General features: G+C 32.0%; 25 protein-coding genes. 10 read left to right on the top strand and 15 right to left on the bottom strand.

Annotation, left to right across the window (positions count from 1 at the left end; translation table 11 throughout):
- Positions 1 to 4 precede the first annotated feature (4 nt).
- The 3 genes from AW732_RS00610 to AW732_RS00600 form a co-directional block, all read right to left on the bottom strand.
- Positions 5 to 2,560 (bottom strand): DNA-directed DNA polymerase I, encoded by a 2,556-nt coding sequence (locus AW732_RS00610; RefSeq protein ID WP_067956995.1) that lies wholly within the window; start codon positions 2,558 to 2,560, stop codon positions 5 to 7.
- A gap of 4 nt (positions 2,561 to 2,564) precedes the next feature.
- On the bottom strand, positions 2,565 to 3,083 hold the full coding sequence (locus AW732_RS00605) for a dCMP deaminase family protein (RefSeq protein ID WP_156416041.1): 519 nt from the start codon (positions 3,081 to 3,083) through the stop codon (positions 2,565 to 2,567).
- 68 nt (positions 3,084 to 3,151) lie between these two features.
- Positions 3,152 to 3,379 carry a hypothetical protein gene (locus AW732_RS00600; RefSeq protein ID WP_067956988.1) on the bottom strand — a complete coding sequence of 76 codons (228 nt, stop codon included), beginning with the start codon at positions 3,377 to 3,379 and terminating at the stop codon, positions 3,152 to 3,154.
- A gap of 118 nt (positions 3,380 to 3,497) precedes the next feature.
- On the opposite strand from AW732_RS00600, the gene AW732_RS00595 reads away from it, so the two are divergent.
- Genes AW732_RS00595 through AW732_RS08630 form a run of 3 tightly spaced genes read left to right on the top strand, consistent with a single transcriptional unit; the run spans position 3,498 to position 5,503 of the window.
- A complete protein-coding gene (locus AW732_RS00595) occupies positions 3,498 to 4,832 on the top strand; it encodes a hypothetical protein (protein ID WP_067956985.1) in 1,335 nt (444 codons plus the stop codon).
- A 2-nt stretch (positions 4,833 to 4,834) separates the two neighbouring features.
- A complete protein-coding gene (locus AW732_RS00590; RefSeq protein WP_067956984.1) occupies positions 4,835 to 5,347 on the top strand; it encodes a winged helix-turn-helix domain-containing protein in 513 nt (170 codons plus the stop codon).
- A gap of 3 nt (positions 5,348 to 5,350) precedes the next feature.
- Positions 5,351 to 5,503, top strand: coding sequence for a hypothetical protein (locus AW732_RS08630; protein WP_172790356.1), 153 nt, complete (start codon positions 5,351 to 5,353; stop codon positions 5,501 to 5,503).
- A 2-nt stretch (positions 5,504 to 5,505) separates the two neighbouring features.
- Here AW732_RS08630 and AW732_RS08485 read toward each other — a convergent pair whose 3' ends face one another.
- Positions 5,506 to 5,661: a hypothetical protein gene (locus AW732_RS08485; RefSeq protein ID WP_156416038.1), complete on the bottom strand. Its 156-nt coding sequence runs from the start codon at positions 5,659 to 5,661 to the stop codon at positions 5,506 to 5,508.
- 80 nt (positions 5,662 to 5,741) lie between these two features.
- Positions 5,742 to 5,978 (bottom strand): hypothetical protein, encoded by a 237-nt coding sequence (locus AW732_RS00585; RefSeq protein WP_067956981.1) that lies wholly within the window; start codon positions 5,976 to 5,978, stop codon positions 5,742 to 5,744.
- A 534-nt stretch (positions 5,979 to 6,512) separates the two neighbouring features.
- Here AW732_RS00585 and AW732_RS00580 point away from each other — a divergent pair.
- Positions 6,513 to 8,018, top strand: a complete 1,506-nt coding sequence (locus AW732_RS00580) for a DEAD/DEAH box helicase (RefSeq protein ID WP_067956979.1) — start codon at positions 6,513 to 6,515, stop codon at positions 8,016 to 8,018.
- Here AW732_RS00580 and AW732_RS00575 read toward each other — a convergent pair.
- From AW732_RS00575 to AW732_RS00560, 4 genes are all read right to left on the bottom strand, one after another.
- Positions 8,015 to 8,287: a hypothetical protein gene (locus AW732_RS00575; RefSeq protein WP_067956976.1), complete on the bottom strand. Its 273-nt coding sequence runs from the start codon at positions 8,285 to 8,287 to the stop codon at positions 8,015 to 8,017. The two genes, AW732_RS00580 and AW732_RS00575, sit on opposite strands and share 4 nt — an antisense overlap.
- A 13-nt stretch (positions 8,288 to 8,300) precedes the next feature.
- Entirely contained in the window at positions 8,301 to 8,594 is a 294-nt protein-coding gene (locus AW732_RS00570) for a peptidylprolyl isomerase (RefSeq protein ID WP_348625408.1), read from the bottom strand.
- A 424-nt stretch (positions 8,595 to 9,018) separates the two neighbouring features.
- Positions 9,019 to 9,579 (bottom strand): TATA-box-binding protein, encoded by a 561-nt coding sequence (locus tag AW732_RS00565; protein ID WP_067956972.1) that lies wholly within the window; start codon positions 9,577 to 9,579, stop codon positions 9,019 to 9,021.
- Positions 9,580 to 9,588: 9 nt separating this feature from the next.
- Positions 9,589 to 10,488: a TFIIB-type zinc ribbon-containing protein gene (locus tag AW732_RS00560; protein WP_067956970.1), complete on the bottom strand. Its 900-nt coding sequence runs from the start codon at positions 10,486 to 10,488 to the stop codon at positions 9,589 to 9,591.
- Between the two features lie 201 nt (positions 10,489 to 10,689).
- On the opposite strand from AW732_RS00560, the gene AW732_RS00555 reads away from it, so the two are divergent.
- Positions 10,690 to 11,745 carry a Vms1/Ankzf1 family peptidyl-tRNA hydrolase gene (locus AW732_RS00555; protein ID WP_067956967.1) on the top strand — a complete coding sequence of 352 codons (1,056 nt, stop codon included), beginning with the start codon at positions 10,690 to 10,692 and terminating at the stop codon, positions 11,743 to 11,745.
- Between the two features lie 5 nt (positions 11,746 to 11,750).
- Here the strand turns inward: AW732_RS00555 and AW732_RS00550 are convergent, their stop codons facing one another.
- Together AW732_RS00550 and AW732_RS00545 are read right to left on the bottom strand one after the other, a co-directional pair.
- Positions 11,751 to 12,149, bottom strand: coding sequence for a pyridoxamine 5'-phosphate oxidase family protein (locus tag AW732_RS00550; protein WP_067956965.1), 399 nt, complete (start codon positions 12,147 to 12,149; stop codon positions 11,751 to 11,753).
- A complete protein-coding gene (locus tag AW732_RS00545; RefSeq protein ID WP_067956962.1) occupies positions 12,146 to 12,424 on the bottom strand; it encodes a hypothetical protein in 279 nt (92 codons plus the stop codon). Before AW732_RS00545 ends, AW732_RS00550 begins: the two co-directional genes overlap by 4 nt.
- A 71-nt stretch (positions 12,425 to 12,495) precedes the next feature.
- On the opposite strand from AW732_RS00545, the gene AW732_RS00540 reads away from it, so the two are divergent.
- The gene (locus AW732_RS00540) at positions 12,496 to 12,897 is read left to right on the top strand and encodes a DUF2203 domain-containing protein (protein WP_067957067.1); all 402 of its coding nucleotides are present in this window, start codon (positions 12,496 to 12,498) and stop codon (positions 12,895 to 12,897) included.
- Between the two features lie 2 nt (positions 12,898 to 12,899).
- Here AW732_RS00540 and AW732_RS00535 read toward each other — a convergent pair whose 3' ends face one another.
- Positions 12,900 to 13,106, bottom strand: a complete 207-nt coding sequence (locus AW732_RS00535) for a hypothetical protein (RefSeq protein WP_067957065.1) — start codon at positions 13,104 to 13,106, stop codon at positions 12,900 to 12,902.
- Positions 13,107 to 13,190: 84 nt separating this feature from the next.
- On the opposite strand from AW732_RS00535, the gene AW732_RS00530 reads away from it, so the two are divergent.
- The 3 genes from AW732_RS00530 to AW732_RS00520 all read left to right on the top strand — a co-directional run bounded on the left by AW732_RS00530 (position 13,191) and on the right by AW732_RS00520 (position 15,467).
- On the top strand, positions 13,191 to 14,075 hold the full coding sequence (locus AW732_RS00530) for a prenyltransferase (protein ID WP_067956959.1): 885 nt from the start codon (positions 13,191 to 13,193) through the stop codon (positions 14,073 to 14,075).
- A 33-nt stretch (positions 14,076 to 14,108) separates the two neighbouring features.
- Complete coding sequence (locus AW732_RS00525) at positions 14,109 to 15,209, top strand: aldo/keto reductase (RefSeq protein WP_067956956.1); 1,101 nt, start codon at positions 14,109 to 14,111, stop codon at positions 15,207 to 15,209.
- A 111-nt stretch (positions 15,210 to 15,320) separates the two neighbouring features.
- The gene (locus tag AW732_RS00520; protein ID WP_067956953.1) at positions 15,321 to 15,467 is read left to right on the top strand and encodes a YHS domain-containing protein; all 147 of its coding nucleotides are present in this window, start codon (positions 15,321 to 15,323) and stop codon (positions 15,465 to 15,467) included.
- On the opposite strand, the gene AW732_RS00515 is transcribed toward AW732_RS00520, so the two are convergent.
- Positions 15,464 to 16,408: an asparagine synthase-related protein gene (locus AW732_RS00515; protein ID WP_067956949.1), complete on the bottom strand. Its 945-nt coding sequence runs from the start codon at positions 16,406 to 16,408 to the stop codon at positions 15,464 to 15,466. The genes AW732_RS00520 and AW732_RS00515 overlap by 4 nt on opposite strands.
- A 101-nt stretch (positions 16,409 to 16,509) precedes the next feature.
- On the opposite strand from AW732_RS00515, the gene AW732_RS00510 reads away from it, so the two are divergent.
- Positions 16,510 to 16,926, top strand: coding sequence for a helix-turn-helix domain-containing protein (locus AW732_RS00510; RefSeq protein ID WP_067956946.1), 417 nt, complete (start codon positions 16,510 to 16,512; stop codon positions 16,924 to 16,926).
- On the opposite strand, the gene AW732_RS00505 is transcribed toward AW732_RS00510, so the two are convergent.
- A complete protein-coding gene (locus tag AW732_RS00505) occupies positions 16,923 to 17,213 on the bottom strand; it encodes a DNA-binding protein (protein WP_348625407.1) in 291 nt (96 codons plus the stop codon). The genes AW732_RS00510 and AW732_RS00505 overlap by 4 nt on opposite strands.
- A 60-nt stretch (positions 17,214 to 17,273) precedes the next feature.
- A complete protein-coding gene (locus AW732_RS00500; RefSeq protein WP_067956940.1) occupies positions 17,274 to 17,759 on the bottom strand; it encodes a DNA-directed RNA polymerase subunit K in 486 nt (161 codons plus the stop codon).
- Positions 17,760 to 18,012 lie beyond the last annotated feature (253 nt).

Raw genomic sequence — 18,012 nt, 5'->3', positions numbered from 1 at the left:
TACTTTAACTCCAAAAGAATTCGTCTAACCCTGTTTGCTTTGGTTTTCCTAAAATTGTATCAAAATCTAGATCCATGGATGATGTAATTTGCTCTAATGTTGATTCTAAAAATTCCATATATTTTTTAGAATCTATTTCTTCTTTTTTTGCTAATTCTACTGGTTTGACTCCTGGCTTGTTTAGTATTTTGATAAATGAAATTTTGTCGCCTTTTTTTAATTCTCTAATTGATTCTAATTGTTTTGCTGCTCTGATGTGTTGTGGTATGGTTTTTACATATTCTGACGGTGCTTTACTTAACATCACATTAAACGTTAAATCTTCTAAAGGAATTTCTTTTGCTTCTACTTTTTTACCACAGTCTGCAATTTTTTTGGAAATATCTTTTTTAGCCTTTACAAAATCTTCCATTGTCTTTACTTCTGATAATACATCTAACAATTCAAAGAATAATTTTTTAATGAATCCTGGTGTGTGTGATTTTTTACCTGTTAATCCTTTAACATCAACTTTTCCTGAATCTGTTACTCCCAAATAATTTTTCTTTCTGTTACTTAGTACACAATACCTGTATGTCTTATCAATTTCTAAATCTACTCCGTGATCAGTTTTGGCTTGTTCTATGAGTTTTTGAATTTGTTCTTCTGTTGGATTTTTAATAAATAATGAATCCGTATCTCCGTACAGAACCTCGATTCCAGTCCCTTCACATTTTTTAATTGTCTCTAAAATTGTATACCTGCCTACTGCGGTTGTTGCTTCAGCTGCAGGTAGGAAGTACAGTGGAAATATTTCTGCTCCCATTACTCCGTAACTTGCATTTAAAATAACTTTTAGCGCTTGACTGACTACTGTATATTGCTGTCTTTGTTCATCGGTAAGCGTATCTTTTTTTGATAAACTTTTGTAATAATTTACCCTCAAATCTCTTAATGAGCCAATAATTATTGATGTAAGGCCGTTGTTTTTGGAGCATGTCCAATGGTTTGTTTGTGGGATGGTATTTTTTTTACATTCCTCATGTGGACATCTAACTGTTTCATACGATAGATTTCTTACTTTGATTATGCTTGGATACAGACTTGCAAAATCCATTACTACTACTTTGAAATGTATTCCTTCTTTTGGCTCAACAACTAATCCTCCTCGATACTTTTTGTCTTTAATTACTGCATCTGACATCACTCCCTCTGTTCTTCTTTGCAATTCTTCTTTTTTTGGAATCAGTGCATTTCTTTTTCTATGTTCATAATACAACAAACTTCTAATCCATTGTGATACTCCCATTCTTGCAATATCGTCAATTGGCATTCTTCCAATTCTTGCAATGATTACAAGTAAGTTCATCAACAAATCTCCATTGAAACTTGTAAGTTCGTAAGTCAACTGTGCATCATTATAACAATAGTTTGCAGTTTGATACAGGGTTAATTTATCAAAGTCTAAACCGTAATCAATTTTTTCTTTTCCAAGTAGTGCTTTTGATACGCTGTTTAGTGAAAAATCTGTATATGACTGACTAAATGCATAGATTTGAAATGAGCGATTTGATAATGTTCTATACAAGTCAATATGCACTCCGTGTTTTAGAGTTGCAGAATCTCTCATCATGTATAATGGATTATTCTCATTTGGAATTCCTAACCTTTCTGCTCTATTGTACAAATATGGTAAATCAAATTCATCTCCGTTGTATGTGACTACAAATGGAAATTCTTCAATTATCTTGAATGCATCTGCAATCATTTCTTTTTCTTTATCTAAATCGTAAAATGTTACTTTGATGTTTTCATCTAATTCATTGTTTCCTTGGCTTGTTCCTTCTGTTTTGAGCACAAATATTTGATCAAATCCGTCACTTCCTTTGAGTCCTATTGCTGTAACTCTTTTTTCTGCAAGTTTTGGATCTGGAAACCTTCCAGGATCAAACTCTACTTCAATATCAACACTAAGTCTTTTTATTTTTGGAATTGGCTGATTTAGCAAATCTGCCCATTCTGAAATAAATTTTTTAAACTCTTCGGCATCTATCATGCTTTGACTGTCGACTTTATCCCACAACAAACTTTTCAGAGCAAGTTTTACCTCATCTGATATTTCCATGTTGTGCGGTTTTAGTAATCCGTCTTTTACTTTGTAATATTTTCCAACAATAAATTCTCTATCGTATAGATATGTTTCATAATACTTGATATCTGATTCCCATGTCTCAATTTGGTTTCTGATGCTTTCACCATAATTTCCTCCAATTGAAAGTGGATTATCTACAATAATTTTTGAAACATCAATTTCTTTATCGTGAATGAAATCATGTTTTTTTACTGTTTTAATTTCTAAAACATCTTCTCTTTCTTGTAAAAAATCTAATTCGTCTGGTGATAATTTTGAATAACAATATGGTCTGTGCCCAATTTCATCTTTCCACAAAAATAATTTTTGTTGTGTCGGTTCGTAAAATTTTAAAATTGCTGATTTACTTGGACCATCGTATGTTGCAGATACCAACATAGATGGTAGCATCGTTTCAATTTTTTCAACTTGTGCTACTTTAACTTGCATCTAATCACTCATATTTACTTGCTAATTTTTTTGCCCACTTGCCAATTTTTTCTTTATCTAAATGGATAACTTCAACTCCTGCCTCATTTAACAAATTATAATCAGTTTCCGGATATTTGTCTAAGCAAACAAATTTTTTGATTCCGATTGTTATTGCCATTTTGGTACATTCTAGGCATGGAACAAATGTAGTATACAAAATGGCTCCTTTTACTCCTGCCTCGATTCCCAAAATTGCACAATGCATTATGGCGTTGGCTTCTGCGTGGTTACACAAACAACGATCTAATGATGCTCCTGATTCAATTTTGCCTTCCATTCTAAGTTGGCATCTTGTACATCCTCCCTCAAAACAATTCTTGACTCCAGGTGGAGTTCCGTTATATCCTGTTGCTAATTGTCTGTGATCTCTTACTATTACTGCCCCTACATTTCTTGTAATGCAATTTGAACGTAATTTTGCTAATTCTGCTTGTAACATGAAATATTCGTCCCAATTTGGTCTATCAAAAGAATTACTCATATCAGTTGTCTCTAAATGTTCCATATATGGATCTCGTTAATTGTAAATAGATTTGCGATCAATATTTTTTAAAAACTTCTTTTTGCTAACTTTTTCCTAATTCTCATCCCTATTGCAAATGAAATGATCATTCCAGTGATGGATAACATTGTTAATGTATTTGTATTTGCTTCTGATGGCGTTTCAGAAATCATCGGAAGAAATAATGTAAATGCAAACATTGCTCCACTAAGATAGCTGATATTTTTTAGAATTGGTAATTTACATGGAATTGGCATTTGTATTTTTACTTTCATTATGTGCTCTATAAATTGATAATTTCAAGAATTTGTTCTATTTTTTTAAAATATCTATATGTTTTTCATAGAAGAAATGCTCTTTCTATTCAAATACTCACATACTTAGAAATCTTCAATGACTTGGAAAACTTCGTTACTGATTTTATTTGCAACAGTAATGGTTGCTTTTGTTCCTCTATCTGCATATGCTGGAGTTGATGATGGTAATTTGAGAAAAATTACTTCTGATGGGCAGTATGATATTGGAATGTCTTGGCAACCTGCTGGACCGCTTCAACCTGGAATTGATTATTTATTCAATTTTGAGATTAGAGAAGGCATGAGCCAGAAAAATATTGATGACGCCTCATTTAGTTTGGATGTTGTTAAAGATGGAACCGTTGTTGATACTGCATCATCATCTGGAACTTTGACAAAAACAATTTCTTTTGAAAAACCAGGACTCGTAAATCTCTTGTTAACTGATGTTAATTCATCACCCCAACAAGTTGATTTTACATTCCCTGTAGGAAATGAGAAATCATCTAAAAACGGAATTTCATATGCTATGAAAAATTACAATGCTGAACCAAAAATCTTCTTTTGTGGAAGCGCTAAGGATCTAGAAACTTGTTTGAAAAAAGAAGTTAAAGGTGATGTTGGCTGGTTTGGTAAGGTAACTGTCATGATTTATGCCCCGGGCTGGAATATTGATGATAATGCACGTGATAGCATTGGTCATACTTCTGAGTCGCCATTGAAAATTTATGCACGCGGTGATGGTACTAACAATCAAGAATTGTCTTATTGTAATGACAGTAATTCTGAAGGGTTAATTGAAACTGCAGTAAATTCTGGTGTGTTTTATGGCCGTTTAAAACTTAGTGGAATGGATCATGACATGAATAATGATGGTGTTGTAGACACAAAACTCGGTGGAACCAGTTGTAAAAATTCTCCTTTTGATGAATATGCAAAAATTGAGACTGGACGAGATGGTGCTGTAACTGTTAACTGGGAATATAATCCTGAAAACAATAAAGTTGTAACAAAAACTATGACGTATAGTTGGAATGTTGCTACAATCGAATTTTTGGAAGATGAATATCCAATTAACAGTATGGTCGAATTCAAACTCAAAGAGAAAGATTTAGGTGATATGCCTAAAGATAAAATTGATTTGAACTTTAGAGTTTGGTCTGATAGTGATATGTCTGGAATCTTAATTGATGCAACACAAGATTCTAACTGGAAACACAAGAAACCGTATCACTTTAACATACAAGACAGTGAAGAATCAAATGGTGATAACTTGTATGCCCAAGAAGGCGATACACTCTATGTAGAGTATGTAGATACCACATTGCCTACAATTGGCCCAAATGGTGAAAAATGGTCAAAGTCTGACACATTAGATATCATTGCAACTACAGCTACAACGTCTGGATACCCATACATAACACTACGTTAACCATGTCTATCTTAGAATCAGTAACGCAAAACAAACAAATTGAAAATTCAAATGATTCTTCTACTTTATCAAGTAGAGAATCCCTTTTTATTAATCTCATAAACAAAAATCCTGGAATTCGTTATCTTGAATTAAAGAGTTTGACAGGATTATCTAATGGAGTTGTTTCCTATTACTTGCGACAATTGGAATCTGATGGATATGTCAAATCAGTAAGGACTCCTCGTGTAAGTTGTTTTTACCCTTTATCTTTGTCTGAATTATCTCAAAAAATTTTTAGACGTTCTAGGCAAATTACTCCAAAAAGAATTCTTTTGGCGTTAATTTGTAAAAACCACTCTTTTACTTCTTTAGTAAAAGAAGTACAAAAAGCTCCGTCTACTGTATCTACATATGTCTCAAAATTAATTGAAGACAATCTGGTATTAATTGAATATGAAAATTCAAAGAAAATTTTTAAAATAAATTCTGAAATTCAGGATCAATTAATTTATACTTTAAAAATTTCCATATGATTTATGAAAACTGAAAAGGACGTTGAAGAATTTCGAAAAGAAATTGAACAAAGATTGATTGATGTTTCTAAGTTGCCAGACCCTGATGCTGCCATGAAATATTATCAGGGTGCACTAAGAACTCTTGAATGGGTAATTACTGGTCAGGATATTTGAGCCTATTTTTGAGTAATTCTAAGCACTGCGCCAATGATTAGGAAAATGATCATAAAGTATGATGTCATTACAGTCCATTGTGTAATTGTTTCTGATTCTAAATCATTAATCAGCAAAATAGAAAACACTAGTGCAATTATTCCTCCTATTGCCAACATTATATTTCTAATAATGCTTTTCTTGTTTAGAGATACCACAAATTGTGTGAGAAATTAAATTATTTATTCCAATGCATTTTCTAGTTTACGCCACTGCGTCTTTTTTTCTCAGGAGTTTTTTCTGTGGTGACTCCTCTTTGAAAATTTTCTAACTTTTTCCTATTTTCTTCCATCTCTTCTTTTGTCCAATCTCTGACAAATTCATCTTTGATATTTACAAAATTTTTACATTTTTCACATAGCCATAATGCATCTCTTTGGTCTGGAAATGCAATTGGAAATCTTCGTTCGTTACAATCCTTGCATAATAATGGCATGATTTTCTGTAATCTTACTTCTATTTGTATCCCAGTATCTCTGATGAGAATCTGATATGATTCAAAAACTTGATGAATTGAATATTTTATTATAAAATATGTATAATTTTTGTAAAATGTGTACTGATTCAGTGTTTTTGGTTGAAAGCAACCTCTATTTAGTAAAATCTGTGAAATGAATTAACATGTCTTGGTCTAAACATTCTGGTTCTGTTTTCTCTGGAAAAAGTATGATCATCATTGTAATTTGTGGAACAATTGCTGGTGGCATTTTAATGGTATTGAGATAAAAATTTTATTTTATGTTGTAATTACTAGTAAAATTGCGCCTACAATTATTGCAACAATCCCTAGCACGAGTCCTTTAGAAATCATATTTTTTTTGAAATCACTAATTATCTAAACTTATCTTGTTGATTTTGATATTTGAATTGTGATTTTTATGCCTAAAGATTATGAATTTTTTATTGATCTATTCGTAGTATTTTTGATACAGTAAACATAAAATTCCTAAATTCTAATTTTCCTTTAACCTTGATTGAATACATTGAAAAAAAATTTATCCAAAAAAACTCTGTTGAAAAAAGAGATTATCAAATCAATCTTGCTAGTCAGGCTGTTGATGAAAATTGTATTGTTGTATTGCCTACTGGTCTTGGAAAAACAACAATTGCGTTACATGTAATTTCTGAATATTTGCTTAAAGAGTCTAATTCCATTTTGTTTCTAGCTCCTACAAGAGTTTTAGTGAACCAACATTTTGATTTCTTAAAAAAAAATTTAACCCTTGATGATATTGTATTGATTACTGGTGAAGATTCTGTTGAAAAGCGCACAGATCTTTGGAATCACCGAATAATTTGTGCAACACCTGAAGTTGCAAGAAATGACATGAACAACAATTTTGTAAAATCTAATCAATTTAGTCTAGTAATATTTGATGAAGTTCACAGAACCACTGGTGATTATGCTTATTCTAGCATTGCTGAGCATTTGGAGAATTCGTCTACTCGAATTTTGGGAATGACTGCGACTCTTCCTAGTGAGCAAGAAAAAGCCACTGAAATTTTAACGAGATTGCAAATATCTGTTGTCGCTGAACGAAATGAAACTAGCCCTGATGTTAAACCGTACATTCAAGAAACTAATACTGAATGGATAAATGTAGAACTCCCCTCAGAATTAAAAACTATTCAAAAATTATTGAAATCTGCACTAGATGAAAGATATGATTTACTCAAAAAAAATGGCTTGCCATTAAATGATCAACAGTCTCTTTCTTCATTGCTGAGATTACGTCCGTTTGTTTTATCAAAAAGTAGAAAATCTGCAAAACCATTGTTTTCTGGAATTAGAATTCACTATGCATTGAATATTCTTGAAGCCCATGGAGTATCTCCATTTTTACAATTTTGTAAACGTGCTCAAGCCAAAAAGGGTGTTGGAGTCAAGGATTTGTTTGAACTTGATCCTAATTTTACAAAAGCATTATCGTTGGCAAAAGAAGCAAAATCAAAAGGCATTGAACATTCAAAAATTCCTAAATTAAAAGAAATTTTGAATTCTGTTCCTGGAAAGGCACTGATTTTTACTAGTTATCGTGACTCTGTTGACATGATTCATGCTGAACTATGCAAAATGAATATTCCTGCAGGAATTCTCATTGGAAAAGCAGGCGACACTGGATTGAAACAAAAGAAGCAGATTGAAGTCGTGCAGAAATTTAGAGATGGCGAATTTAAGGTTCTAGTTGCCACTCGTGTTGGAGAGGAAGGGTTGGATATTGCCGAAGTAAATCAGGTAATTTTTTATGATAATGTTCCAAGCTCAATTAGATTTATTCAAAGAAGAGGGAGAACTGGAAGAAAGGATACTGGAAAATTAGTTGTGTTAATTGCAAAGAATACCATTGATGAAACATACTATTGGATTGGAAAACGAAAAATTTCTGCAGCAAAATCTATGGGTTCTAAAATGACAAAAGTTTTAGAAAAAAATAAAGATCCTTCAATAAAAACTGGTCTTGACGCTTTTATCTAATTGTTTAATTGTTTTGAAATTTTTTCAATGATTTCTTGCTTTTTTTGTATCACTGTATTTTTCATTCCTGATTCTAGGTGATGTATGCTGCTGTTTTTTGAAATCAGTAAATTTTCTAAACGTATGTCAAATTGATTTTCTAGAAAATTTTTTATCTCTTCTGCGCTATTGATTTCTAAGTTATCTAATCCTTCAGCAGCTAAACTGTTAATTGATTTTTCTAAATATTGTAAAATATCATTTAATGTCTGTTCAGTTAAAACTGTCATTGTGTTTGAATTTTTACCCTAATCGTTTAATGATGTGATATCCAAATTCTGTTTTTACTGGTTGAGAAACTTCTCCGATGTTTAATGTGAATGCAACATCTTCAAATTCTTTTACCATCATTCCTTTTGTAAAGTATCCTAGATCTCCTTCTTTTTTACTGCTAGGACATGTGGAAATTTCTTTGGCTGCTGCTCCAAATTTCTTGCCGTTTTTGATTTCTTCTAAAATTTCGAGAGCTTGACTTTGTTTTTCAACTAGTATGTGTGAACATTTGACTTTGTTTGACATATTTTTGTAAAGTTTTATCAGTTCTTATTTGTTTTGATTATTTTTTAATAAAAAACAGACTTTGGATTATCTGTTTTTTTTAATAATGATTTGTAGTAATCTAGTATTGTTTACACTGACTACATATCTTTGTATTTTTTATCAAATTACAAGTGCAGATATTGTGACACTTTTCACATTGTGATATTATCACATTCCACATCTGATTGTTGAATGCAATTATTTCATTATAAGCATAAATTTGATTCTATATTCATATTCTAATGGTTTGTTTTACCTTTGATATTTTTTTTAAACTTGTAACTTTAAAAATTTATTTTTACTTGATCACAAAATTGGGCTTGGTGAATTGAACTGTTTCTTCAAAAAGTCATGTGCATTCATAACAAATGTTTGGCAGGTGGTTTGAAATTTCTATTAATGTTGAGTAAATAATTTTTTATTAGTCGTAAACCATCAAGTCTTTTTCTTCTAATAGACTGTGAATTTGGTGTACTGAACGGTGAATCTCTTTTTCAAGTTTAGCTCCAACACAAACAAGTTTTCCTGATGCAAAAATCAAGATGACTGTTTTTGGGTCAAGCATTCTGTGAATCAAACCTGGGAATTGCTCTGGTTCGTACATGCTTCTTGGCAATGTTCTTGCTGCTTGTTCCAAGTTGACTTTACCTCCAAGGTTAATTGAGGATACGATATTTTGAATTGAAACTACGGCGTCTTTTTTGATTTTGATTTTGCCTTTTCTTAATATTTTTACAACATTTGCAACTGCAGTTTCAGCTAATTCTTGGGATTTGGCACCTGTACATACCATTTTACCTGAACTAAATAGCAATGTTGCAGTCTTTGGATTTTTTAATCTAAATACTGCTCCTGGGAATTGTTCAGGATGATATTCTACATCTGGGAATTTTTTTGTAATTTCTACCAAGTCTAATTTTTGATCAATAGTTGCTGATGCAACAACATTTACAATTGCAATTACTGGTTTTGTTTGCGTCATTATCTCATTTTACCTCTCAATACTCTGATCCAATCTTAGCCCTTTGTATCTATTTCTAATTGTTACTTCTGTTACGTTAGCAGCTTCTGCAATGTCTCTTTGAGTTCTGTCTTCGCCGTTTTTTACACATGATAAATACAATGCTGCTGCTGCAAGTCCCATTGGGTCTTTACCTGCAGATTCTTCGTGTTCTTGTGCTTCTCTTAGTACTTTAATTCCATAACGTTTTGTTTTTTCAGAAATTTGTAATTTACTTGCAATCTTTGCAACACATTGTGTTGGGTCAACTACTGGCATCTTCAATTCTAATTCTCTATGTAGTAATCTGTAGCATCTTGCAATATCTTTTTTCTTGATGTTTCCTGCATCTGCTACATCTTTTAGTGTTCTTGGCGTTTCAGTATCTCTGCATGCTGCATACAATGCTGATGCAATTAGTGCAGAAATCGAACGTCCTTTAACTAATCCTTTTTCTAAGGCTTTTCTGTAAATGTAAGCTGCTTTTTCTATAACTGAATCTGAAAGTGAAAGTTTGTCTTTTAAAGTTGCTAGTTCGCTTAATGCCTGTCTGAGGTTCTTATCTGATGATGCATTTACTTTACTTCTGCTGTCCCATGTTCTGAGACGTTCAATAGTACTCTTCATTGAAGTTGATAATGGTTTTCCAGATGCATCTTTGTTTAGTGGATTGATAATTGTTGCTAGTCCTCTGTCGTGCATTGTCAATGATGTTGGTGCACCAGTTCTTGTTGGATCTGCTCCTCCGTCTTTTGAAAATGATCTCCATTCTGGACCTGCATCTTGTAAAGTCTCAGTAATTACATATCCACATTTGCCACAAAATCTTTCTCCAGTTACAGTATCTGTAGTAATGCCGTGTTTTCCACAACGACCACAAAGTGTATCCATATTCGAAACTTCTTGAACCAAAATAATACAGTATTTCACAACGCTATTGGTATATAAGCTATTTCAAATTTATTCAAAAAAACGCCTTTTTTTATCCAAAATATCGATATTTTCAGTGTTTTACTAAGCGCCACTTGATGAATTTGGCATTTTTGATCTCACTTTCAAACTCTTATTAAAATAGTAATTTTATCAATTTTTATGTCTGTTTTTGAATTTTCTGAAATTGAACCTTCTGAATGGTTATCCATTAATCAGTTCGTGCTTGAATTAAAGGAGATACAAGGTCCATGTGTATCTGTTTACTATCCGTATGGAAAAGGACAAAACACAATTCAATTATTACAAGAAACAAAAAGATCTGAATCTGTTGAAAAAATCAAAAAGAAAATTGAAAGCAAGATACTGGAGTTAAAAAACAATCCTGTATCTGTTGGCAAGTTTACTAAAACACTGTGTCTTTTTGGTTGGATGGTTGATGATAAAATTCATCTCAAAGTAATTGGCACATCTAAAAAATTACCTTATGTTTACATGGTTAACAAAAAACCATATGTAAAACCATTTTCTGATATTCTTAAAACTAATTATAATATTTTGATAGTAACTATTGATCAAAAAACTGCACGAATACAAAAATATCTTGGCAGTCAAATAATTCAAGAATCTAAATTAAAAATTGATTTGCAAGGAAGGCATAAAAAAGGTGGACAAAGTCAAGGAAGATTTTTACGAGCTAGACAAACAAAAATTCATGTCTTTTTCAAAAAGGTTGCAAATAAAGTTAGACTAATGTCTAATAATTCTGAATTGATTCTTTTGGGAGGCAGTGGAAATGGAAAAACAGAATTTTATGATGAATTAAATTCTGAATTAACTTCAAAGTGTCGATTTGTAGATGGTTTGTCTTTTACCACTTCTGTTAAAGACATCCATGAAATAATCATTCATCATCTTTATGAGCATAGGAAAAAACACATGGAAGAATTAATGCAAAAATATGAGAAATTATTCAAAGAAGGTCTAACTGCTAAAAAAAATAATGTCATTCACCGTGCATTAAAAATTGGAAGTGTAGAGACACTGATTGTCTCTACTGTTTTTCACACTAAACCTCAGTTCAAAAATATTCTTAAAATGTTAGAAGAGGCAAAAAACACTTCGTGTAAAATTGAGTTTGCTATGTCTCCAAAAATTATTAAAAAACTTGAAATTGATGATTCTGTTTTGGCAATTTTAAGATATAAAATAAAATAATTTTTTTAACTTAATCCCCAACTCGTGTGATGTTTTGGAATAATTTGTAAAAACGGGGCCTCATTTTCTTTCCATGGATCATTTCTCACCCATTGAAATTTTTCATAAAATATTTTGTAAAATTCTATAAATTTTACTCCTGATTCGATAATTTTTACTTGTCCTTGAATGCATACTGCCTTGTGGCTTCCTGGAACATATCTGTCCATTACAATGCTTGTATGGGGATTGGTTTTGATATTTTGAAATGATTTTGTGTTATAGTCTGTAGCAACAATTATTGTATTTTCATAAAATATGAACGAAACTGGTTTGACATGTGGGATGTTGTTTTTTGATGTGGCGATTCTTGCCTCTTCTATTGATTTTAAAAAATCAATTTCAGACTCTGTAAATTTTATCAATTAAAAATTCTTTCACGGATTTCTGGAATGTGCTTGTAAATGATGTCTCTGACCCTTATTTGATCTTCTGGCGTTGGTGGTTTTTCTTGTGCACTCAATATGGCGCCACTCATTCCTAATGCCATGCCCATAACAATGCCATAAACAAATTCTTGTGGATTTTTTACTTTCAGTGTGTCGTTACTTTGCTTAATTTCTTCAAGATATCCTGGAATTGTTGCTATTGCGCCATTAATTGTTTGTACGATTATTGCTTCTAAGGGATCTTCGCTCATATGATCATGTAAAATCTATGATTAATAAATTTGCGCCTAAGATTTTTAATCAAGGTTTTTTGAAAAGAAATATGTTTTCATTTTTTACTGCAAAAGAAGCTAATGACGCATTGCCTGATGTCATTAAAAAATTTGAATACTCTCTTGCCAAAAAAAATGATATTAAAAAAATTGAGAAAGAACTACAGCTGACTGTTTCTACTACCAATTCTTTTGAAAAATATATGGAATTAAAACAAAAACTCAACACTGCAATAACTAAATTTTATCAATCAGTTGAAATTTTAGAAAGTACTGGAGTAATGATTAAAAGTATTGATCAAGGACTGCTTGATTTTCCTTCAAAAAGATTTGATGATGAAGTTTGCCTGTGTTGGAAACATGGTGAAACTGAAATAAAATTTTGGCATGACAAAGAATCTGGATTTATGGGCCGAAAGCCAATTGAAGTCAATGATGAATCTTTGGTCTAAATTTAACTATCCACTCTTTTCTTGTCTCTGCAAATTCCACAAAGATACGTTTCTTTGAATTCCTCTAACTCTCTAAAAAATTGTTCAGTCTCAAAGAATTTTTCACCTGTCTTCATTCCTCCTGGAACTTTTTTTTCACAACTGTTGCATTTTAATTCTAAATTGAATTTGACAACTTTTTCATTTTCTTGAATCTCCCCAAACCTCATGACTGTCTTTTGAAATATTTTCATATAAAATTTAGTTAATGTGGAAACTAACAAATTTTATAGTAAAAAATGGCTTTATCACTTATGATTTCAGTCTGGTTACGCGTAATTCGAGTACGTTTCCTATTGGCCTCTGTAATTGCAGTAATGACTGGATTGGCATTAAATTGGTCGCAAAATGGTTCTATTGGCTACTTTGATGCTATTTTGACATTTGCAGGTGTAATGGCATTACATGCTAGTGTTGATTTGCTTAATGATTATTGGGACTTTAAAAGAGGCATTGATACCAAAACAACTCGAACAAAAATGAGTGGTGGAACCGGTGTATTGCCTGAAGGATTGCTCAAACCATCTTCAGTTTATCGTGCTGGAGTAGTTTTCTTAGTACTTGGTTCTTTAATTGGCAGTTACTTTGTCATTACATATGGGATTTTAATTGCAATAATTTTGGGTTTTGCAATCGTTTCAATTTATTTTTATTCCACAAAGATTGTTGATTCTGGTTTAGGTGAATTTTTTGTTGCAGTCAAAGGTTCGATGATTGTTATTGGAACATTTTACATTCAATCTGGCCAAGTAAACGTTGAATCGATTTTAGCTGGAATTGTTATTGGAACTTTATCCTCACTAGTTTTGTTTATTGCCTCTTTTCCTGATCATGATGCTGATAAATCTAAGGGAAGAAAAACATTGGTGATTGCAGTTGGAAAGGACAAGGCAAGAAAATTATTTTGGATTTTTCCATCAGTTGCTTATGGCGTGATCATAATTGGAGTCATGTTAAATTATTTGCCTGTCTTGACTCTGATCAGTTTGTTGAGCTTTCCTTTGATGATAAAATCTGGAATTGGGTTGCAGAAACATTTTGAATCAATTAATAATTTGGAACCTTACATGTCTTTGAGTTTAAAGTTTAGTCGTCTAACGGGAATTTTGTTTGTTATTGGTTTTTTAATTCCTCTCTAAACATACATAAATTTCAGAATTTTTAACAAGTTCATGATTTCTGGGTTTGCAACGCCTGAAGGGACTAAAGATTTTTCAAAAAAATCCTCAGTTGATCCTGGCAATTTTAATATTTTTCAAGACTTGCATCTCTCAAATGTTGGAATTGGAACCTATCTTGGCAATCCTGACAGTCAAACTGACGAACTGGTAAAAAATGCTGTAAAACAGTCTGTTTTATCTGGGGTAAATGTCATTGACACTGCCATAAATTATCGTGCCCAAAAGGCTGAACGCTCTGTTGGTAAGGCAATTTCTGAATTAATTCAAGAACAAAAAATTAATCGAAATCAAATTTTTGTAAGCAGTAAAAACGGGTATGTGACAAATGATGCAGACATTCAAGAAGATTTTATGCAATATGTGATGAGAGAATTGGGCAAGCCCGGTATTGTCAAAGAAGGAGACATTACTTCTGGATACCATTGTATGACTACCGCTTATTTATCTGATCAATTAGATAGAAGTCTAAAAAATTTAGATCTTGAATGTATTGATTTGATGTATCTGCATAATGGTATTGAGGGACAAATTAATGATATTAGCAAAGAACAATTTTTAGAAAAACTAAAATCTGTTTTTGAATTGTACGAGCAAAAACGTGATGAAGGAAAAATCAAATTTTATGGAATGGCTACATGGGAATGTTTTAGAGTAAAAGACGACAACCCTCAACACCTTTCTTTAGAGGATGTTGTTCAAATGGCAAAAAATGTTGGTGGAGAAAACCATGGATTCAAATTCATTCAATTGCCTTACAACATGAATTATGACCAAGCTCTGTTGGGAAAAAACCAAAAAATTCAAAACAAAACTGTTTCAATTTTAGAATCTGCTGTCACTTTGGGAGTTGGTGTTTTTACAAGTGTTCCATTTATGCAAGGTAGATTGTTAGCTCCTGGCGTAATGCCTGAATTTGGTGATTTGAAATCCTCACTACGTGCACTACAATTCATTCGCTCTTCCCCTGGAGTACTGGCACCATTAGTTGGTCAAAAATCTTCACAACATGTTTCAGAGAATTTGGAAATTATGAATGTCCCTCCTCTGTCAAATGATGATTTTGTTGAATTAGTTAAAAAACTGACTTCTTGAAATTTTAGTTGTTAGATTTTTGTAAAATCCGTTTATTGCATGAAATTTAATTTGCCTATTGGTGCTTTATGTTACTGAATCTATAAATAGAAAATAAAATCAAAAAAATTTGTGCCAGTTGATCCTGTTTGTGGAATTGAATTAGATGAGGATATAGCTTTAATTCATGATCATAAGGGCAAAAATTTCTACTTTTGTTGTAATGGCTGTAGAAAAATTTTCATCAAAAAGCCACGAAAGTACAAAAATAATGTTTAGATTGGAAATGCCCCGCACATTCTACAAAATTTTGAACTCATAACTTCATGCTTGCAGTATGGACATTGAGTTTCTGCTTTATTATTGACTGGAGTGCCGTATCCTTTTTTAAAAATTTCATAATAATACATGGATTCTCTACTTCTAATCACTACGTCGTCATCTTTTTTTACAGTTAATTTTTTTTCAACAAATTTTTCTTCATCAATTATTGATTCAAATAAATTGGTTAGTCCAACAGTCCCAGCTCCATCTTGCATGGGTGATTTTCTTCTCCAAGCTATTTGGGACGGTATGTGATTTTCAAATGTTTTTCTTAAAATCCATTTCCCAAATCTGGTCTCTTTTTCTTGTTTAATTTTTAAATTTGATGGAATTTCACTTGCAACTTTGACTAACTCTTCATCTAAAAACGGCGATTCTATTTTTACTCCCAACTCTTGGCCAATTTTTTGGCTTGGAAAATGCATTATTGAACACACTCTTTTAATTTCTGCATCTAATTCGTTTTCAGGTTTGTTTACAAGAAAGTTATATCCTGCAAATAATTCGTCTGCTCCGTCCCCAGTAATGATTGATTTGAAATTGTTTTCTTTTGCCCATTTAATTGCCAAATACATGACGACATTATTTCTAATTTCAATATCGTTGAAATTTTTTAAAATTTTAATTGTGTTCTCAACTGCTTCAAGAATCTCTGATGTTGTTACGTTGTAAATTGTCAGTGGAATGCCTGTTTCTTTTGAAATAATTTGACAATATGTCAGATCTGTTGAGACAAAATCTTCTGAAATTATTGCAATTCCTTGCGGTTTTCTTTTTTTAATATAGTGTGCTAGAATTGAACTGTCTAAACCGCCAGACAATGCAATTAATTGTGATTGTGACAAATCACAAGACTTTTCTAAAATTTGATATATTTTTGTAGAAAAATCTTCCAATATTTTTGATAGGATTTGAAATTAAAATAGATATGCCTAGAATCTGCATTGATCTTTTTAATTGCTGTAAACTTTAAATTCAGATATTTGGGTTTCAAAACATGTTACTTCCTGCTGAAATTGAGTCAAAAACATTAATTCCTGCATTAAGGGCAATTTTGGCAAAAAAGTTGGCTGAAGAACACGATATTAGAGAAGAGGAGATTTCAAAAATGCTTGGAGTGACTCAAGCTGCTATTAGTAATTACATTAGAGGAACTCGTGGTGATCCTTCACTTATTGCAAAATTATTATCTGAAAAACAAGTTGCAGAGTTAATTGATGAATTATGTCAAAATCTTGCTTCTGATTTAGCTTACACTCCTTCTAGTCTTTCAAAGTTCATTGGACTGTGTAATTATATTAAATCAAGCTTGCTGATTTGTGAAATTCATCATAATCTGGAATCTGATATTGATGAACAAGTTTGCAAAGAATGTGAGAACATGCTTCTAAAAGGTCCTGGCAGCGTTTACTAAATTTTATTGATAGTTATTTCCACTGTGGATGTCATTTTCCCAATTCCTGCTTTTTCTACAGTGTCTAAATTAATTTTTTCAATTTTTGTAACGTCTTTTAACATTTTTTCTGTAATTATGTTTGCTACTGAAACTGCCTTTGGAATTGAATTTCCTCTTGCCTTCAAAACAATGTGATTTTGATTCATGAGTTTTGATACTACATCTACTGCAGTGAGCATTACTGGATCGTTTCCAACGTTTATTTCGGTCTGCTCTTGACCTTTCGGTTCATTTGCGTCTTCCATGAGCATTATACAACATTCAAAAATTTTCTGTTCTTTTAAGTTTTATCGACGATTGGTTCTTTATGCGAAATAATCAATGGGGATGTTTTGATAATCTCCATTTGGTAAAACTCTTCTAATTGTGATAGGGATCACCTTTTGTTCTAATTCTTCCATTGAAATATCTAGAGAAATTCTTGCATTCTTTGGTATTGTGATAAATGGTGGTGCTCCTAGTGATAATTGTAATGCTCTTGCGCCCATAATTCTTGCTTGTTCAAATCTTGTTAGTGTTGGCGGTCCAATGGTAATTTTTCCTTTTTCACAAGGGATTTCAACTGGATCATGATCATCAATTTTTTCTACCACTTCTCTTTCTTCAATTTCTTTAATTTTGTCTTCTAGATTTGCTTGGTCCTTTTCTGAGAGTGGTTCTTTCCCGTCCTTTTTTTCAATTAATTTTCGATAAGTATCTAGAGCTTTGTTTAATCCTAAATTTGCATCTACTTCACCTTCAGAAATTTCTGTTTCAGGTGTAGCTAATTGTGGTTCTTCCGGACTGGACAAGTACAAAAATTTTCTTAAAACGTTATAAATATGTGAGTCTGGCACATTTGCAAAAAACAAACACTCACGCCTTTGAAATAAAGCAATTCAATGGCGATTTTAATTCTTATACTTGAAAGGTAATTTAGATCATGTCTGCAAATTCTCAACACTGATCGCCAACAAAATTGATCAACATCCTGATTACACCTTTTGAAACATCTAATGGTCTATGAGTTGCAAGGAAGGATTTGTTCACAATTACTCCTATTTT

This window comes from Nitrosopumilus sp. Nsub (assembly GCF_001541925.1).
Taxonomy (GTDB): Archaea; Thermoproteota; Nitrososphaeria; order Nitrososphaerales; family Nitrosopumilaceae; genus Nitrosopumilus.
This window is presented reverse-complemented; position numbering and strand designations above follow the sequence as displayed.

Excerpts from the sequence above, each read along its gene's own strand:
- AW732_RS00610 (WP_067956995.1), bottom strand. The coding sequence starts at position 2,560 with ATGCAAGTTAAAGTAGCACAAGTTGAAAAAATTGAAACGATGCTACCA.
- AW732_RS00605 (WP_156416041.1), bottom strand. The coding sequence starts at position 3,083 with ATGAGTAATTCTTTTGATAGACCAAATTGGGACGAATATTTCATGTTA.
- AW732_RS00600 (WP_067956988.1), bottom strand. The coding sequence starts at position 3,379 with ATGAAAGTAAAAATACAAATGCCAATTCCATGTAAATTACCAATTCTA.
- AW732_RS00595 (WP_067956985.1), top strand. The coding sequence starts at position 3,498 with ATGACTTGGAAAACTTCGTTACTGATTTTATTTGCAACAGTAATGGTT.
- AW732_RS00590 (WP_067956984.1), top strand. The coding sequence starts at position 4,835 with ATGTCTATCTTAGAATCAGTAACGCAAAACAAACAAATTGAAAATTCA.
- AW732_RS08630 (WP_172790356.1), top strand. The coding sequence starts at position 5,351 with ATGAAAACTGAAAAGGACGTTGAAGAATTTCGAAAAGAAATTGAACAA.
- AW732_RS08485 (WP_156416038.1), bottom strand. The coding sequence starts at position 5,661 with ATGTTGGCAATAGGAGGAATAATTGCACTAGTGTTTTCTATTTTGCTG.
- AW732_RS00585 (WP_067956981.1), bottom strand. The coding sequence starts at position 5,978 with ATGCCATTATTATGCAAGGATTGTAACGAACGAAGATTTCCAATTGCA.
- AW732_RS00575 (WP_067956976.1), bottom strand. The coding sequence starts at position 8,287 with ATGACAGTTTTAACTGAACAGACATTAAATGATATTTTACAATATTTA.
- AW732_RS00565 (WP_067956972.1), bottom strand. The coding sequence starts at position 9,579 with ATGACGCAAACAAAACCAGTAATTGCAATTGTAAATGTTGTTGCATCA.
- AW732_RS00560 (WP_067956970.1), bottom strand. The coding sequence starts at position 10,488 with ATGGATACACTTTGTGGTCGTTGTGGAAAACACGGCATTACTACAGAT.
- AW732_RS00555 (WP_067956967.1), top strand. The coding sequence starts at position 10,690 with ATGTCTGTTTTTGAATTTTCTGAAATTGAACCTTCTGAATGGTTATCC.
- AW732_RS00545 (WP_067956962.1), bottom strand. The coding sequence starts at position 12,424 with ATGAGCGAAGATCCCTTAGAAGCAATAATCGTACAAACAATTAATGGC.
- AW732_RS00540 (WP_067957067.1), top strand. The coding sequence starts at position 12,496 with ATGTTTTCATTTTTTACTGCAAAAGAAGCTAATGACGCATTGCCTGAT.
- AW732_RS00535 (WP_067957065.1), bottom strand. The coding sequence starts at position 13,106 with ATGAGGTTTGGGGAGATTCAAGAAAATGAAAAAGTTGTCAAATTCAAT.
- AW732_RS00530 (WP_067956959.1), top strand. The coding sequence starts at position 13,191 with ATGATTTCAGTCTGGTTACGCGTAATTCGAGTACGTTTCCTATTGGCC.
- AW732_RS00525 (WP_067956956.1), top strand. The coding sequence starts at position 14,109 with ATGATTTCTGGGTTTGCAACGCCTGAAGGGACTAAAGATTTTTCAAAA.
- AW732_RS00510 (WP_067956946.1), top strand. The coding sequence starts at position 16,510 with ATGTTACTTCCTGCTGAAATTGAGTCAAAAACATTAATTCCTGCATTA.
- AW732_RS00505 (WP_348625407.1), bottom strand. The coding sequence starts at position 17,213 with ATGGAAGACGCAAATGAACCGAAAGGTCAAGAGCAGACCGAAATAAAC.